Source organism: Ruegeria atlantica (assembly GCF_013032505.1).
In the GTDB taxonomy this organism is placed as follows: domain Bacteria; phylum Pseudomonadota; class Alphaproteobacteria; order Rhodobacterales; family Rhodobacteraceae; genus Ruegeria; species Ruegeria atlantica_F.
Window position 1 is genome coordinate 541,555 of sequence record NZ_WQCG01000003.1, and the last position, 14,697, is coordinate 556,251.

At 56.6% G+C, this 14,697-nt stretch carries 16 protein-coding genes and 1 tRNA gene; 8 read left to right on the top strand and 9 right to left on the bottom strand.

The window, feature by feature from the left end:
• The first annotated feature begins 42 nt into the window (after window positions 1-42).
• Window positions 43-357, top strand: coding sequence for a DUF1244 domain-containing protein (locus tag GOW92_RS14435; protein ID WP_170561285.1), 315 nt, complete (start codon window positions 43-45; stop codon window positions 355-357).
• 43 nt (window positions 358-400) lie between these two features.
• Here GOW92_RS14435 and GOW92_RS14440 read toward each other — a convergent pair whose 3' ends face one another.
• The 3 genes from GOW92_RS14440 to dgcN all read right to left on the bottom strand — a co-directional run bounded on the left by GOW92_RS14440 (window position 401) and on the right by dgcN (window position 3,314).
• A complete protein-coding gene (locus GOW92_RS14440) occupies window positions 401-1,261 on the bottom strand; it encodes a D-amino-acid transaminase (protein ID WP_170561286.1) in 861 nt (286 codons plus the stop codon).
• A gap of 11 nt (window positions 1,262-1,272) precedes the next feature.
• Window positions 1,273-2,238 (bottom strand): N-acetyl-D-Glu racemase DgcA, encoded by a 966-nt coding sequence (gene dgcA / locus GOW92_RS14445; protein ID WP_170561287.1) that lies wholly within the window; start codon window positions 2,236-2,238, stop codon window positions 1,273-1,275.
• Between the two features lie 74 nt (window positions 2,239-2,312).
• Window positions 2,313-3,314 carry an N-acetyltransferase DgcN gene (gene dgcN, locus GOW92_RS14450; protein WP_170561288.1) on the bottom strand — a complete coding sequence of 334 codons (1,002 nt, stop codon included), beginning with the start codon at window positions 3,312-3,314 and terminating at the stop codon, window positions 2,313-2,315.
• A 294-nt stretch (window positions 3,315-3,608) separates the two neighbouring features.
• Here dgcN and GOW92_RS14455 point away from each other — a divergent pair, with 294 nt between their 5' ends.
• Complete coding sequence (locus GOW92_RS14455) at window positions 3,609-4,568, top strand: L-malyl-CoA/beta-methylmalyl-CoA lyase (protein WP_170561289.1); 960 nt, start codon at window positions 3,609-3,611, stop codon at window positions 4,566-4,568.
• Between the two features lie 42 nt (window positions 4,569-4,610).
• Here the strand turns inward: GOW92_RS14455 and GOW92_RS14460 are convergent, their stop codons facing one another.
• Together GOW92_RS14460 and GOW92_RS14465 are read right to left on the bottom strand one after the other, a co-directional pair.
• Window positions 4,611-5,186, bottom strand: a complete 576-nt coding sequence (locus GOW92_RS14460) for a PA14 domain-containing protein (protein WP_170561290.1) — start codon at window positions 5,184-5,186, stop codon at window positions 4,611-4,613.
• A 115-nt stretch (window positions 5,187-5,301) separates the two neighbouring features.
• Window positions 5,302-5,754, bottom strand: a complete 453-nt coding sequence (locus GOW92_RS14465) for an Lrp/AsnC family transcriptional regulator (protein ID WP_170561291.1) — start codon at window positions 5,752-5,754, stop codon at window positions 5,302-5,304.
• 73 nt (window positions 5,755-5,827) lie between these two features.
• On the opposite strand from GOW92_RS14465, the gene GOW92_RS14470 reads away from it, so the two are divergent.
• Window positions 5,828-6,424 (top strand): LysE family translocator, encoded by a 597-nt coding sequence (locus tag GOW92_RS14470; protein ID WP_170561551.1) that lies wholly within the window; start codon window positions 5,828-5,830, stop codon window positions 6,422-6,424.
• A gap of 1 nt (window position 6,425) precedes the next feature.
• On the opposite strand, the gene GOW92_RS14475 is transcribed toward GOW92_RS14470, so the two are convergent.
• Window positions 6,426-7,259, bottom strand: a complete 834-nt coding sequence (locus GOW92_RS14475; protein WP_170561292.1) for an AraC family transcriptional regulator — start codon at window positions 7,257-7,259, stop codon at window positions 6,426-6,428.
• A gap of 153 nt (window positions 7,260-7,412) precedes the next feature.
• On the opposite strand from GOW92_RS14475, the gene GOW92_RS14480 reads away from it, so the two are divergent.
• Both GOW92_RS14480 and GOW92_RS14485 read left to right on the top strand, forming a co-directional pair.
• Complete coding sequence (locus GOW92_RS14480) at window positions 7,413-8,096, top strand: hypothetical protein (RefSeq protein WP_170561293.1); 684 nt, start codon at window positions 7,413-7,415, stop codon at window positions 8,094-8,096.
• 101 nt (window positions 8,097-8,197) lie between these two features.
• Complete coding sequence (locus GOW92_RS14485; RefSeq protein WP_170561294.1) at window positions 8,198-9,160, top strand: acetyl-CoA carboxylase carboxyltransferase subunit alpha; 963 nt, start codon at window positions 8,198-8,200, stop codon at window positions 9,158-9,160.
• Between the two features lie 4 nt (window positions 9,161-9,164).
• On the opposite strand, the gene GOW92_RS14490 is transcribed toward GOW92_RS14485, so the two are convergent.
• The 3 genes from GOW92_RS14490 to GOW92_RS14500 all read right to left on the bottom strand — a co-directional run bounded on the left by GOW92_RS14490 (window position 9,165) and on the right by GOW92_RS14500 (window position 11,777).
• Window positions 9,165-10,292: a lytic murein transglycosylase gene (locus GOW92_RS14490; RefSeq protein ID WP_170561295.1), complete on the bottom strand. Its 1,128-nt coding sequence runs from the start codon at window positions 10,290-10,292 to the stop codon at window positions 9,165-9,167.
• Window positions 10,293-10,403: 111 nt separating this feature from the next.
• A complete protein-coding gene (locus GOW92_RS14495; RefSeq protein ID WP_058279022.1) occupies window positions 10,404-11,051 on the bottom strand; it encodes a GntR family transcriptional regulator in 648 nt (215 codons plus the stop codon).
• A 30-nt stretch (window positions 11,052-11,081) separates the two neighbouring features.
• Window positions 11,082-11,777 carry a M48 family metallopeptidase gene (locus GOW92_RS14500; protein WP_254453029.1) on the bottom strand — a complete coding sequence of 232 codons (696 nt, stop codon included), beginning with the start codon at window positions 11,775-11,777 and terminating at the stop codon, window positions 11,082-11,084.
• A gap of 100 nt (window positions 11,778-11,877) precedes the next feature.
• Here GOW92_RS14500 and GOW92_RS14505 point away from each other — a divergent pair, with 100 nt between their 5' ends.
• The 3 genes from GOW92_RS14505 to GOW92_RS14515 all read left to right on the top strand — a co-directional run bounded on the left by GOW92_RS14505 (window position 11,878) and on the right by GOW92_RS14515 (window position 14,693).
• Window positions 11,878-12,204: a TIGR02300 family protein gene (locus tag GOW92_RS14505; protein ID WP_170561297.1), complete on the top strand. Its 327-nt coding sequence runs from the start codon at window positions 11,878-11,880 to the stop codon at window positions 12,202-12,204.
• A gap of 142 nt (window positions 12,205-12,346) precedes the next feature.
• Window positions 12,347-12,422: transfer RNA gene (locus tag GOW92_RS14510), tRNA-Ala, on the top strand.
• Window positions 12,423-12,905: 483 nt separating this feature from the next.
• Window positions 12,906-14,693 carry an FAD-dependent oxidoreductase gene (locus GOW92_RS14515; protein ID WP_170561298.1) on the top strand — a complete coding sequence of 596 codons (1,788 nt, stop codon included), beginning with the start codon at window positions 12,906-12,908 and terminating at the stop codon, window positions 14,691-14,693.
• Window positions 14,694-14,697: the final 4 nt, after the last annotated feature.

Sequence of the window (14,697 nt, forward strand, 5' to 3'; positions counted from 1 at the left end):
AGGTCATTTACAGCACGTATTTCTGTCATCCGGAGCCAGACCATGGACAAGCAAACCGAAATCGAACTTCAGGCCGCCGCATTCCGCCGATTGCAAAAACACCTGATGGAAGATCGCACCGACGTTCAGAACATCGACATGATGAATCTGGCCGGGTTCTGCCGCAACTGCCTGTCGCGCTGGTATCAGGAAGCCGCCAATGAAAAGGGCATCGAAATGGGCAAGGAAGAGGCCCGCGAGGTTTTCTACGGCATGACCATGGACGAGTGGAAAGCCAACTATCAGACTGACGCCAGCCCAGAAAAGCAGGCCGCGTTCAAGGTCGCGTTCGAAGAGAATGTAACGAAAAAGGGCTGATGCCCGAAACGAATTAGGCCCGCCAAATTGGCGGGCCTTTTCTTTAAATCGCGGCCTTGCGGCTTTCGTCTAGATAAATCTCGCGGAGGCGCTTGGCGATTGGGCCGGGTGTTCCGTCACCCAATGTCACGCCGTCGATCTCAACTACCGGCATCACAAAAGCACTGGCCGAGGTGGTGAAAGCTTCGTCGGCTTCTTTGGCTTCGTCGATCGTGAACAGACGTTCTTCCACTTCCATCTGCGCCTCAGCGGCCATGCGCAGGACGGCTTTGCGGGTGATGCCGTGCAGAATGTCGTTCGACAGCGGGCGCGTAACAATCTTGCCATCCTTGACGTAATAGGCGTTGTTGCTGGTGCCCTCGGTCACGTAACCGTCTTCGACCAGCCACGCATCATCGCAACCAGCCTTCTTGGCCATCATCTTGCCCATCGACGGATACAGCAGCTGAACGGTTTTAATATCCCGGCGACCCCAACGGATATCCTCGATCGAGATGATCTTGGCACCCTTCTTTGCTGCGGGGCTGTCAGCCAGACCCGGTTTGTTCTGAGTGAACAATACGAGGCTGGGTTTGGTGTCAGCAGACGGGAATACAAAATCCCGGTCGCCATCCGAGCCACGGCTGACCTGCAGATAGATCAGGCCTTCCTCGATGCCGTTCAGCTCTACCAGTTTGCGATGAATCTCCAGCAGCTCGTCCTTGGTGCAGGGCTCGGCCATCTCAAGCTCGTCCAGCGACCGTTTCAGGCGCACGGCGTGGCCTTCAAAATCGATCAACTTACCATCCAGAACGCTGGTGACTTCGTAAACGGCGTCTGCGAACAGAAATCCGCGGTCAAAGATGGACACTTTGGCCTCGGACTCGGGCAAGTATTCGCCATTTACGTAAACGGTGCGGGTCATGTCTTGTCTCCTCAGCCCCAGAGGTCCGCTTTGGGCGGGTGCACTCCGGCATCATCAAAAATCAGCGGGTTATCGCGGTCTTCGGCCAGCAGAAGCGGGCCGTCAAGGTCCGTTACCATCGCACCCTGCGCCAACAGTGTCGCAGGTGCCATAGCAAGCGAGCTGCCCACCATACATCCGACCATAACGCGATAGCCTTCGGCCAGCGCCGCCTCGCGCAACGCCAGCGCCTCGGTCAGGCCGCCCGTTTTGTCCAGCTTGATGTTGACGACGTCATACTTACCCTTAAGAGCAGGCAGGCTGAAGCGGTCATGGCAGGACTCGTCGGCACATACCGGCACTGGACGCTCCATTCCGATCAGGGCGTCATCCTCACCGGCGGGCAACGGCTGCTCGACCAAGGCAACACCCAGACGTACCAGATGCGGCGCCAGCTCCGCGTAAACCGCAGCTGACCAGCCTTCGTTTGCATCCACTATGATCTTGGCATCTGGCGCACCTGCGCGCACAGCTTCCAGTCGGGGCATGTCATCCGGCGTTCCCAGCTTGATCTTCAGCAAGGGCCGATGCGCGTTGGCGGCAGCCTGTGCCTGCATCTTTTCCGGCGTATCAAGCGACAGTGTATATGCGGTGATCTCTGGTCCCGGAACCGGCAGCCCCGCCAATTCCCAGGCGCGCTTTCCGGCGCGCTTGGCCTCCAGATCCCAAAGGGCGCAGTCCACCGCATTCCGCGCCGCGCCTGCAGGCAAAAGGTCCATCAGGCTGTCGCGGGTAAATTCAGCAGGCAAAGCTGCGATCTCGGCCTCGACCGAATCCAGCGTTTCATCGTATCGCGCATAGGGTACGCATTCGCCCCATCCTTGATGGGTTCCGTCGGAAACCCGAACCGTAAGCACCTTGGCCTCGGTCCGAGACCCGCGCGAGATCGTAAAGACCTGCGCCAGCCGAAACACGTCACGAGAGACATCTACCTGCACGCGCCCGCTCCTTCATCTTTTTCAAAATACTCTCGCCGAAGGCGGACAACCCCGCCTCCGACGCGCCGCTTAGATCACATTGCGGCCAGCGCATCTACCAGCTTGCCCGAGCCAAAGCGGAACGGGTCAGTCGCGGGCAGGCCCATATCGGCCTCAACCTTGGCCAGATATGCGGTGGCGTCCTCTTCGGACATATGCTGGGTGTTAACCGAAACCCCAACAACCTCACACGCCGGATTCGCGACCTTTGCCAATGCCAGCGCCGTGTCGCGCAACGCTTCCAGTGTCGGCAACTGATAGGTCGGCAGCCCACGCATATGCTCACGGGTCGGCTCGTGGCTCAGGATCAGCGCATCGGGTTGGCCACCGTGAATCAGCGCCATGGTCACACCAGAGTAAGACACGTGAAACAACGACCCCTGCCCTTCGATCAGATCCCAGTGATCTTCATCATTGTCAGGCGTCAGCCACTCGACCGAACCGGCCATGAAATCGGCAATGACCGCGTCCAGCGGCACACCGTCCCCGGTGATCAGTATACCGGTCTGACCGGTTGCGCGGAAGGTCGACTTCATGCCGCGCTCGCGCATTTCGGCATCCATCGCCATCGCCGTATACATCTTGCCGACCGAGCAATCGGTGCCAACGGCCAGGCAGCGCTTGCCTTTGCGCTTGATACCATTTGCAATCGGATATTCGACCGATGGCACACGAACATCGTGCAACTTGCGGCCGGTGGCTTCCGCGACTGCAACCAGATCGGGTTCGTCACACAACAGGTTGTGCAGGCCCGAAGCGAGGTCAAATCCTTCCTCCAGCGCCATGACCAGAACCTTTTTCCATTCCTGGCTGATAACGCCGCCACGGTTGGCAACGCCGATGACCAGCGTCTTGGCACCGGCCTCTTTCGCTTCGGTCAGGGACATGTCGGTCAAGCCCAGATCGGCCTTGCATCCGTCCATACGATACTGGCCGACGGCATTTTCAGGACGCCAGTCCTTGATGCCAACTGCCACTTTGGCCGCCAATTGGTCGGGCGCATCGCCCAAAAACAGCAGGTACGGTGTCTCGATCATGCGGTTCACTCCTTTGATTCCGGCGCAGCCTAGGGGACGATTTCAACGAGTGTTTCGCGTTTTCGTCTGGCAACACCCCGTCGCGCGGGAAATTTTTGCGCACTTTTCGAAAAATGCGCGTTATTATTTCAAGTTTTCAAAGCGATTAAACTTTAATCGCTGATTTAGCCCTGCATTGCGGAGATTGCTGCGATTGCATTGCCGCAGTTGCACAAAGACGCTTGCTATGGCTTGCGCAATTTAATACCTCATAAAGCAAGAAAATCGTAATTTCCTTTCTCGCACGAGGTCCAGATGAGCTTTCGCATCCAACCCGCCGCCCCCGCGCGCCCCAACCGTTGTCAATTGTTCGGGCCGGGATCAAACACGAAGTTGTTCCCTAAAATGGCCGCGTCGGCCGCAGATGTGATCAACCTCGACCTTGAGGATTCGGTTGCGCCGTCGGACAAGGATGTCGCGCGCGCAAATGTAATCGAAGCGCTGAACACCGTTGATTGGGGCAACAAATATATGTCCGTGCGTATCAATGGGCTGGACACACCCTATTGGTACCGCGATGTGGTCGACCTGATGGAACAGGCTGGCGACCGCCTTGATCAGATCATGATCCCCAAGGTTGGTTGTGCCGAAGATGTCTACGCCGTGGACGCGCTGGTCACGGCCATCGAGCGCGCTAAGGGACGCACTAAACCCGTCAGTTTCGAGGTCATCATCGAATCCGCCGCCGGTATCGCCCATGTCGAAGAGATCGCTGCCTCGTCCCCACGTATGCAGGCGATGAGCTTGGGGGCGGCAGATTTTGCGGCCTCGATGGGTATGCAAACTACGGGCATTGGCGGCACCCAAGAAAACTACTACATGCTGCGCGAAGGCGAAAAGCACTGGTCCGATCCGTGGCACTGGGCACAGGCCGCCATCGTGGCCGCTTGCCGGACGCACGGCGTTCTGCCTGTGGACGGTCCGTTTGGTGATTTCTCAGATGACGAAGGCTATATCGCGCAAGCCAAGCGCTCGGCTACACTGGGCATGGTAGGGAAATGGGCCATCCACCCGAAACAGATCGCACTGGCGAATCAAGTCTTTACCCCATCAGACGAAGCCGTAACCGAAGCGCGCGAGATTCTGGCCGCGATGGAACAAGCCAAAGCCAATGGCGAAGGCGCAACCGTTTACAAAGGCCGTCTGGTCGACATCGCCTCGATCAAGCAAGCCGAGGTGATCGTGGCCCAGGCCGAACTGATCGCTGCAAACTGATCAAATCGAAAAAGGCGCCCTTATGGGCGCCTTTTTTGTAACTTACCGGCCAAAGGCATTATTGGGCGTCCAAGTAAACTTCTCGCCTTTTTTTCCTGACTTCATCATCAAGCAAGATGTGCCAAGCTTTTGGAAATAAATTATCTTCAACGGATACCATCCGGCCTTTGGCACTTCGACTTCCGTTCGCTGGTTGGCCTCACACCCCTGAATACCGTTGACTTTGCCGATCTGCTGGCCACCAACCCAGGCATCGATCCCATCGTTCGACCATGTCTCCAACTCGTAAACCCCTGCCGAGTCAAAGCGCATGTAGCCGGTAATTTCAGCGGCCACATTGTAGTGGTGATCAAAGGTCAGAACGTTTTCACGCTCGTTTGTATCGGCATAGTCCAAGCCGCGCAGCGGCTGTCCCGGCTTAGCCTTGGACAACAGATTTTTAGCCTGATTAAGATCCCGTATTTTGCGTTGAGTGCCGGTTCCGACATAGCTTACATTCAATCCCGCCTTTGGGCTTGGCTGCGGATTGGCGGGTTGCAATTTGAGCGGCGCGGCAACGGCCGAACCGGCGACAAACGCCGCAGCTGTTATCAGCGCTCCAATACGAACGAGTTTCATTTTCTTCTCCCTGTGTGTGGCCTGTTGGGATTGCTTCCCTTTAATCAGGCCTTTGAGAAGACACTAGGCTGTGAAAATTCGCCCGGCAAGCCGGTTCAAGTTCACAATTCCAACGTCAGGCGCGCATATCCTTGGGGGAATCCATCACCACATAGGACGTAATCGATGTCACATGCGGCAGCGTTCCCAATACTTCGGTGTGGAATGTCTTGTACGAAGGCAAGTCCGCGCATTCCACGCGCAGCAGGTATTCGATGGTCCCAGTGATATTGTGGCATTCCACCACTTCGGGCGAGCGCTGCAGGGCGCGTTCAAACCCTTCCTGTGCGGCTTTGGTATGCTCACCCAGCCCGACACCGATATAGGCAACAAATCCAACGCCTAGCGCCGATGGGTTCAAAACTGCGCGGTAACCCGCGATGACGCCCGAACGCTCCAATTCTTGAACGCGACGCAGGCAGGCAGAAGGTGACAGCCCAACCCGGTCTGCCAGATCCAGATTGCTGATACGACCGTCCTGCAACAGCTCTCGCAATATTTGCTGGTTTATGTGGTCAATTTTCGCCATTGATTGCGACGTTAGCCCAACAAAGCATTAAAACGCAATTTCATTTGCAGTGTTTGCAGCAATTATCCACGCCATGACCTATGATATCCTTCTGGCCCTGATCGCCTTTGCTTTTGCCTCGTCCATCACACCCGGACCAAACAACCTGATGTTGATGGCGTCGGGGGCGAATTTTGGATTTCGCAAAAGCATCCCCCACATGTTGGGGATTGGGCTTGGGTTCACCTTCATGGTCCTTTTGGTCGGCGCCGGACTGGTACAATTGTTCGACAAATACCCAGTCAGCTATACCGTATTAAAAGGCGCCTCGGTCGCATATCTGCTGTTCCTCGCATGGAAAATCGCCCACGCCGCCCCGGCAAAAGGGCATGACCACACAGGCACCCCAATGACGTTTCTGCAAGCAGCCGCGTTTCAGTGGGTCAACCCCAAAGCCTGGGCCATGGCTCTGACCGCTACCACCGCCTACACGCCGGATCAGACGCTGCAAGCCATCATTGTCGTGGCCCTTGTGTTCGGAGCGGTCAACCTGCCCTCGGTCAGTACGTGGACCGTTTTGGGGCAGCAAATGGCGCGCATCCTGACGAATCCGCGCCGATTGACGATGTTCAACTGGGTAATGGCCGCGTTGCTCGTGGGCTCACTCTACCCGGTCCTGTACCCGAACTAAGTTATTTCAGTGGCAGACAGATTTCTGTCAGCAAGTCTTCGGGCGCCGTGTCGCGTGGATTGTTGAGGTAAACCTCATAACAGGGCTGATCCGCAGGTTCCTCGCCTGATGCGGGCAGCCAGTTGCCAAACAGGCTGTGATAGGCGGCACGAATACCTGAATACGGGCCCCTGTAGGTCAATACCGCGGTTTTACCCCCAGTGAGCTCAAGGCTCTGCATTCCCTCGGGCGTTGTGTCACCGCAAAACACGGCTCCGGCATAGCCGCGCAACTGATCCTCAGGCGTGTCTTCCGGGCTGTCCAGATAAACGCCCAGTACCGGACCGATCTGCGGCCACAACTGCCGGGACTCACAAAGGGCGCCGAACGTCTCGAAACTCTTGCCGATCTGGGCATAGTCCCCCTTATGCGGCAGGGCAATCACGCGGCGGGCGGGTTCGGTACGTGTAACAACGGGGTGCATGGGATAATCTCCGGTTCTGAAACGTGGGTTGGCCGGCAGAAATTGCCCCGTTTTTCGAAAAGTGGCGGGGCTGTTGCCGTAGGCCTTTGAAAAGGCCCGCACAAAGGATTTCAGGTTAGGGTAGCCAACGTCAGTTGCGATTTGCGCCACTGATTTTTCTGTCATCACAAGCCAGCTTGCGGCCCGATGCAGCCGAATACGGCGCACAGCCTGCGCGCAGGTTTCCCCGGTGATAGCACGAAAAACGCGGTGCCAATGAAACCGCGACATGGCCGCGACTTCGGACAGAGCATCCAGCGACAGGTCACCATCCGGGTAGTCATGGATGTAGGCCAGTACACGCAGAACGCGGTCTTCATAACTGGCTGCCATCGACGTCCTTCCTTCTCTTTGCCCGCCAAAGGATGCACATCCCGCATCCACAAATCTTGCTGAATTCACATCGGAAGACAGACCGAAAAATGTTACACTAAGCGCGTAACCCACATGGACTTAGATTATTCAACTCCCAAATGGAGAACCGAAATGATCAATCCAGCCCGCCCTTTTCGCAACATCATGCTGGCCGCCCTTGTCACCGCAATGCCGGTTGTTGCGCAAGCCGATGACATTCAGACACAAACCATGATCGCCGAACGTATCAGCCAACATAACCCGGCAAGCGAGTCCTATATTAAAGATCGACCAATCCTTGGTTGGCAACTGACCAGCGATGACTTCGGTGCCATTCCCGAAGCAATCCGCAAAAACCTGGGTTCCGTCGATGGCACCAGTTACGATCAGGCCTATCTGACTGAGAATACCGGTTCGATCATTGCACTACAGTTTCGCAATGATGGCCCGGACTTCTACATCATTGGCAAGAGCACTTTTGACGCCGCCTACGAGCTTGTTTCGTTGGACGATGTCTCAGCCAAAAACACACGCCTGATCGAGCGGCTGGATATGGCCCCCGAAGTCAAAGCGATGTTCGAAGACCGAACTCCGGGCATAGTCGGCGCGCTCAAGACGACCCCCGTGGAAATGCTGCGCCTGTCTGATCTGGGGTATGCAACCGGTGAAGCCCTGACCATCCAAGCGCCATGGGGTGAACAGACTAAACCGGAAGGCGCGGACGCTTTTCTGGTCTGGGACGGCGGTGAAAATCAGTACTACATGGTGAACACAGACGATGACGGCCTGCCGTCCAGCTATGTACCCGTCCAGTGACCTAAACCGGCGCGGCCCAGAATTGCGCCCCGCTTTACCTTGTGTTGCATTCCTCTGGCAGCAAGTTCATATAGCAATGAACTTCCGCGTTGAGAGGCGTCATGACCCAGTATCTGGATTTCGAAAAACCCCTGGCCGAGATTGAAGGCAAGGCCGAGGAATTGCGTGCGCTGGCCCGCGCCAACGAAGAGATGGACGTGGCCGAAGAAGCCGCCGCGCTGGATGCCAAGGCCGCCAAGCTGTTGGATGAGCTTTATGGCGATCTGACCCCATGGCGGAAATGTCAGGTTGCGCGTCACCCCGAACGCCCCCATTGCCAGGATTATGTGGCCGAGCTGTTTACCGAGTTCACGCCGCTGGCAGGTGATCGCAACTTTGCCGACGATCTGGCTGTGATCGGCGGTCTGGCGCGTTTCGATGATCAGCCTGTCATGGTGATCGGGCACGAAAAGGGCTCCGATACCAAATCGCGGATTGAACGGAATTTCGGCATGGCCCGCCCCGAGGGGTATCGCAAGGCTGTGCGCCTGATGGAAATGGCCGGACGTTTCGGTCTGCCCGTCATCACCCTGATCGACACGGCTGGCGCATATCCGGGCAAAGGTGCCGAGGAACGCGGCCAGTCCGAGGCTATCGCGCGTTCGACCGAAATGTGCTTGAAGATCGGCGTTCCGCTGGTGTCCGTGATCATTGGCGAAGGTGGTTCAGGCGGTGCGGTGGCGTTTGCCACAGCAAACCGTGTCGCGATGCTGGAACATTCGGTCTATTCGGTGATCTCGCCGGAGGGCTGTGCGTCGATCTTGTGGAAGGATTCAGAAAAGATGCGAGAGGCCGCCGAAGCACTGCGGCTAACAGCTCAAGACCTGAAAAAGCTGGGCGTGTGTGATCACATCATCACCGAACCCAAAGGCGGCGCGCATCGTGACCGTGCCGCAGCTGTCGATTCAGTGCGGAACGCCATTGCCGCCATGCTGAAAGAGCTGGATGGCAAGGATGCGGCAGCCCTGATCAAGGACCGCCGCCAAAAATTCCTGGATATCGGCTCAAAAGGGCTGGCGGCTTAAACCGTCAGCCGCCCAACTGGCGCAACAATGCCGCAGAAGGTTCGCCGGTTACGGCCAAACCACTGGCGCGTTGATATGCGCTGATGGCGGATTTCGTGTTGTTGCCGATGACCCCATCTGCGCCTTGCGTGTCGTACCCCGCGGATGTCAGTCGGCGCTGCAACTCTTTACGATCCTCAAGCGTCAACCCGGTCGCATCTGGACCGAATGAAGCCTGAAAAGGCGCGCCACCGGCAATCCGGTCCGACAAATGCCCGACGCCGATCGCGTAACTGTCCGAATTGTTGTAGCGCTTGATCACCTGGAAATTACGGAACACAGCAATGCGCGGCCCGGGCTTTTGCGGCTGTAACACCGCGACAGGCGACCCGGATACCGTACCTGCTTCGCCACCCCAAGGCTGTCCTCGCACCCAGCCAGCGCGCGCCAGATAGGCGGCGGTCGACGCCAAGGAATCTGTTGGGTCCTCGGACCAGATATCCCGACGACCATCACCGGTAAAATCCACCGCGTAGGCCAAATAAGAGGTCGGGATGAATTGCGTGTGCCCCATCGCCCCGGCCCAACTGCCGGTCATGTTTGCAGGCGTCGTATCGCCTTCTTGAATGATCTTCAGGGCAGCTATCAATTGCTTTTCAAAAAACGCACCGCGACGCCCGTCATAAGCCAAGGTTGACACCGCTGATACTACTGGCACATCCCCTCGGCGGGCCCCATACCGGCTTTCCAAGCCCCAGACGGCCACGACAACCTCTTTGTCGACACCGTACTTTGCCTCGATCGCTGACAGGGTTCCAGCATGGCGTACCAGCATCTGTTTGCCGGTTGCGATCCGTTCATCCGACGCAGCAATCGCCAGGTAGTCTTCTAGTGAGCGCTTGAATTCGACCTGATTGCGGTCCCGCTCGATCACGTCTGGCAGGTAGCCGGCCCCCTGAAAGGCACGGTTGATGGTGGTCTGAGAAATGCCTTGCGAGGCCGCGCGCGACTTGAACCCGGCAACCCAGGCGTCCCACCCTGCGTTGGGAACGGCCCGCATCCGTGTGGCAGGAGCGCTGCTTGGCGTCCCACCCGAACAGGCGGCCAGAAAGGTTGACCCAAGTCCAATTGAGAAAAGGCGTCGATTGATCATGTCTGAAATCTGCTCTTGTTGTGATTTGGGTAAGAGTACCGCAGACCAAGTGCGCAAGCTAGTTCCGCGGCGTCTGGAAAAGGCAACACGATCACTTCGGCGACAAGCCGCTCAACTGACCAGCATGCGCAATCCCTGCGTCACATCTGAACGCACTGCCAGCCGTAATCCGGGCTCATCCCCCGCCTTCAACGCGGCGATGATCAGCTTGTGGTAATGCGGCGGCTCTGTCCGCCGCAATCGCCCATAAAGTGCGCGCATCGTCGGCCCAAGTTGTAGCCATACCGTTTCCACAATGGCCAGCATCGCCGGAGCCTGTGCACGTAGATAGAGCGTTCGATGAAATTCGAGGTTCGACCTGATGTAACCGACAGCATCCCGTTTGGTGACCATTTCCGCGACAGTCATGTTGATGCTCTGCAACCGATCAATCAGCGCCATATGCGCGCGGGGCAATGCACGGCTGGCCAATTCGACCTCCAGCAATGCACGCAGCGCTGCCAGTTCTTCGATACGATCATTGGTTAGCTCGGGCGTGGACACACGGCCCGACGAAGACAAAAACAACGCCCCTTCGGCCACCAATCGCCGGACCGCTTCACGCGCAGGTGTCATCGAGACATCGAACTCCTTACCGATCCCGCGAAGGGTCAACGCCTGCCCGGGCGCTATGTCTCCGTGCATGATGCGCGAGCGCAAGGCCCGATAAACAAGATCATGAGCTGCAGGTTGGGTGTCGGTTGGGCGCGCGCTTAACATAAACCCATGTGATCACAAATCGCCGTGTGGTCAACTCGTCGTGGCATCAAATCTGTACTGATGAAGCTGCGCCCCGTTGTCGCGCAGCCAGCACCTTTGGGCTTTGTAGTCACCAAACAGCCGTTCGACTTGCGCCCAGAACGCACTTGAGTGGTTCATCTCGACCAGGTGTGCGACCTCATGGGCGGCGACGTAATGCAGGATTTCCGATGGGGCGAGGATCAGACGCCACGAAAACATCAGGCCACCGGTCGAACTGCACGACCCCCAGCGGGATCGCGTATCACGCAAGGTCAGGCTGGAATAAGTTCGGCCCAGCATTGCAGCATAATCATCGCAGGCCTCAGTGAGGCGATCCCTTGCCAGTTCCTTGAGGAACCGCGCCAATCTCCGGGCTTCGGCGCCTTCAGGGACTGCAACCTCTGCGTCTCGCAACAGAACGCGTCGACCTTCTGCTGGCACGATTCGCCTGTCTTTACCTTCCACAGGGATGGCCTGACCGAATTCTACTGCTGAAGGGCTGGGCCGGTCCTCAAGATGTTGACGAATCCAGTCTTCCTTGACCCTCGCGAAATTCAGTGCTTCGGACTCTGCTACGCCTTTGGGATAGGTCAGTGTAACCCTCCCATCCAGTTGAGAAATCCGCAAACTGATACGACGCGCTCTGGCCGATTTGCGTAATGTCAGCGGCACCGGCGGTTGTCCGGGCAATGCGTGGTCCCCCATGTACCTGTTTCTCCTGCTCAAAGGCTTTGACAGTGCCCGCTGCATGTGGCACGTGACCTGAATCATTATTACGACTCACCTGATATCAAGGGGATTTGACATGCCCAAGGAAGAATGGGGCGTAAAGCGTGTTTGCCCGACCACCGGAAAGCGCTTTTACGACCTGAACAAGGACCCGATCATCAGCCCCTACACTGGCGAGATCGTGGAGCTTGAAACCGGCAAGAGCCGGATGATCGCCGCAGATGCGGAAGATGCCGCATCGGCAAAAGCACGCGAAAATGCGTCGGATGAAGATCTGGTTCTGGACGATGACGAAAACGTCGACGTCGAACTGGACGATGATCTGTTGGACGATGATGACGACAGCAACGACGACGTTTCGCTGGAAGAGATCACCGACATGCCGTCGGAAGACGACAGCTAAACCCGGCTCGGGGCGGCCCTTGCGCCGCCTCAGGCTACCCTCGAACGCGAGGCAGAAACTTTTCCGCAAAATCCATTTTTGGACTTGCACTCGCAGTCGCCGTCTCATAAACGTCCGTCCACCGCAGACGCGGTACCATGATGGGGCCTTAGCTCAGTTGGGAGAGCGCTTGCATGGCATGCAAGAGGTCAGGGGTTCGACTCCCCTAGGCTCCACCATATTCCTCCTCAGTTCGAATTCACTCCCAGTCACAGGGCTTTGTAAATTAGGCCTTTGACGTGCCAGTCTTTCTAACACCCAAGGAAACTTGGGCTCTGCCAGTATCCCCTTTTGTGGGATTCACCAGTGAGAAAGTATGCAAGATGACCAAACTGACGGACAAATCAAGGCTGCGAAATCAGCCATCTTTTTGATCGCCACCATTGTGGACGTCGACCGGATTGCTCGACTGGCAACCGCTGTTTCGATTTCACCAGAGCAGCCCAACAATAGGGAACGTTGCAGGACCCCATCTTAGTCTCAAAAAACCTTTGCTTCACCGCAGTGAAACGTCCCCTTGCACCAACCAAGGCGCTGATCATTTTCCCGCAACACTCTGAAATAGTTTCCTTTGATGCCCCAAGCAGCGTAACCTTAGCTGAGTTTTGTCGGCGCCGGACCGCATTTGCGGGCTTGTGACGCCGAAATCCGAGGGAGTGAGCATGCATAAGGTAACCATCGTCGGGGCCGGGATAGCCGGGCTAACCGCGGCTCTTCGTCTGTTGGAACGTGGATACCACGTAACGCTGTATGAGCAGGACAACTTCATTGGTGGAATGTTGCGGTCCCATAAGGAGCACGACCACGGTGATTACCCACGCGAGCACAGTTATCACATGCTGTGCAATTGGTATTACAACTTCTGGTCGGTCGCCAAAGACCTTGGGATCGAAGATAACTTCACACCACGCGAAGCCTTCAAGTTTCTCTATGACGGCGATCTCGACAACATGCCCGAAATGGTGAACCCGGGCGGCATTCAGGATTTTTACCGCAACCTCACCGGTGGCGCAGCGCCGCCTGCTGAACTATTCCTGTTCATGTATTCGATGGTCGATCTGCTTTCGATCCCGGACAGTGAAGATGACAAGCTTGACCGGATGTCGTTCAACGGCTGGTTGCGCGGGCGGCCCTATTGCACCGATGTTGTGGCGAAGCTTCATGAGAAGATCTGGCAAACCGTGTGGGCGATTGACAGCTGGCAAGCTTCGGCGCGCAGCTACAAGACCTTCCTGAAGTACGGCAACCGCGTTCCGGTTCCGCAGCTTTGGCTTTTTGATGGGTCCAAGAAAGAAACTCTGATTGATCCCTTCCACAAAAAGCTTGATCAGTTCGGAGACCAGTTTGAGCTCAAGTACCGCCACCGAATTCGCGAAGTGCATCCCAACGCAGACGGCACTCGGATCGAACGGCTCGTGTTCGACAAGGTAACCAAATCGCCATCAGTTAACCCCAAATGGGGGATCGCAAAGAAAGACATCGAAGTGGATGTCAGCGATGAGAACGTGATCATCAGCATCACCCCCGGTGCGATGGCCTCAATGGTGACTGATGATCTCTACAACGCCGATCCGGATCTTGGGCAGCTGAGATACCTGGAGGCCGAGCCGATGGCTTCGGTCGAGCTTTATCTCAAGCGGAAACTGCCCGGCATCCCGTCAGATGTGGTGGTGTTCATGGATACACCTTATGAGATGACGTTCCTCAACTACTCGGCGACGTGGGGCCTCAAAAATACCTTCCTTTATGTGACGGTATCGGATTTCAAATCACTGCTATCTGTAAAACCCGAACGCCGGGACGAAAACCAGAACCTCATTCTGGATCTCAAAAACCCCAAAACCGCGATCGACTACATTCTGCGAGAAATCACTGCCAAGTTAGAGATAACCGAGGCGGATATCGATCTGTTCCAGACTTCGGTCGATACAAATACTGGCGAAGAGCTTTTCGCCAATCTCACCGGCAGCTGGGAACATCGCCCCGAGGTCAACACCAAGTTCGAGAACCTGTTTCTTGCCGGGACTTATGTCAGGAATTTCGCGGATGTCTCGACTGTCGAAGGCGCTTGTGCAACTGGGCTGATCGCAGCTGAAGGCGTACGTCAGGCCGCGCAGAGAGAACCGGACAAAGGCGACGCAGGTAAACCGGTAGAGGTGATCACACCCGAATTCTATCCCAGCCAGATGTTTCAAGCGCTTAAGATTGCCTGGGCGCCTTATGCCGCCAGTGCAAAAGCATGGACGCTTGCGGACAAAGCCCTGGGGATCAACAAGCTATGGCCACCAAAAGACTTCAAGTTCCCAGAGTCGAAATTCACGCCAAGCCCAGAGAACCTTGGCTCCCTGTTTACGGACTGGCTGCCTGCAAGTAAGTGGAATGAACAGACTATGGGCCTGGGCCCAATGTTCTGGAACTATACAGAAGACGGCAAGCCCCGTAAAAAGTAACTAA

Excerpts from the sequence above, each read along its gene's own strand:
- GOW92_RS14435 (WP_170561285.1), top strand. The coding sequence starts at position 43 with ATGGACAAGCAAACCGAAATCGAACTTCAGGCCGCCGCATTCCGCCGA.
- GOW92_RS14440 (WP_170561286.1), bottom strand. The coding sequence starts at position 1,261 with ATGACCCGCACCGTTTACGTAAATGGCGAATACTTGCCCGAGTCCGAG.
- dgcN (WP_170561288.1), bottom strand. The coding sequence starts at position 3,314 with ATGATCGAGACACCGTACCTGCTGTTTTTGGGCGATGCGCCCGACCAA.
- GOW92_RS14455 (WP_170561289.1), top strand. The coding sequence starts at position 3,609 with ATGAGCTTTCGCATCCAACCCGCCGCCCCCGCGCGCCCCAACCGTTGT.
- GOW92_RS14460 (WP_170561290.1), bottom strand. The coding sequence starts at position 5,186 with ATGAAACTCGTTCGTATTGGAGCGCTGATAACAGCTGCGGCGTTTGTC.
- GOW92_RS14465 (WP_170561291.1), bottom strand. The coding sequence starts at position 5,754 with ATGGCGAAAATTGACCACATAAACCAGCAAATATTGCGAGAGCTGTTG.
- GOW92_RS14470 (WP_170561551.1), top strand. The coding sequence starts at position 5,828 with ATGACCTATGATATCCTTCTGGCCCTGATCGCCTTTGCTTTTGCCTCG.
- GOW92_RS14475 (WP_170561292.1), bottom strand. The coding sequence starts at position 7,259 with ATGGCAGCCAGTTATGAAGACCGCGTTCTGCGTGTACTGGCCTACATC.
- GOW92_RS14480 (WP_170561293.1), top strand. The coding sequence starts at position 7,413 with ATGATCAATCCAGCCCGCCCTTTTCGCAACATCATGCTGGCCGCCCTT.
- GOW92_RS14485 (WP_170561294.1), top strand. The coding sequence starts at position 8,198 with ATGACCCAGTATCTGGATTTCGAAAAACCCCTGGCCGAGATTGAAGGC.
- GOW92_RS14490 (WP_170561295.1), bottom strand. The coding sequence starts at position 10,292 with ATGATCAATCGACGCCTTTTCTCAATTGGACTTGGGTCAACCTTTCTG.
- GOW92_RS14495 (WP_058279022.1), bottom strand. The coding sequence starts at position 11,051 with ATGTTAAGCGCGCGCCCAACCGACACCCAACCTGCAGCTCATGATCTT.
- GOW92_RS14500 (WP_254453029.1), bottom strand. The coding sequence starts at position 11,777 with ATGGGGGACCACGCATTGCCCGGACAACCGCCGGTGCCGCTGACATTA.
- GOW92_RS14505 (WP_170561297.1), top strand. The coding sequence starts at position 11,878 with ATGCCCAAGGAAGAATGGGGCGTAAAGCGTGTTTGCCCGACCACCGGA.
- GOW92_RS14515 (WP_170561298.1), top strand. The coding sequence starts at position 12,906 with ATGCATAAGGTAACCATCGTCGGGGCCGGGATAGCCGGGCTAACCGCG.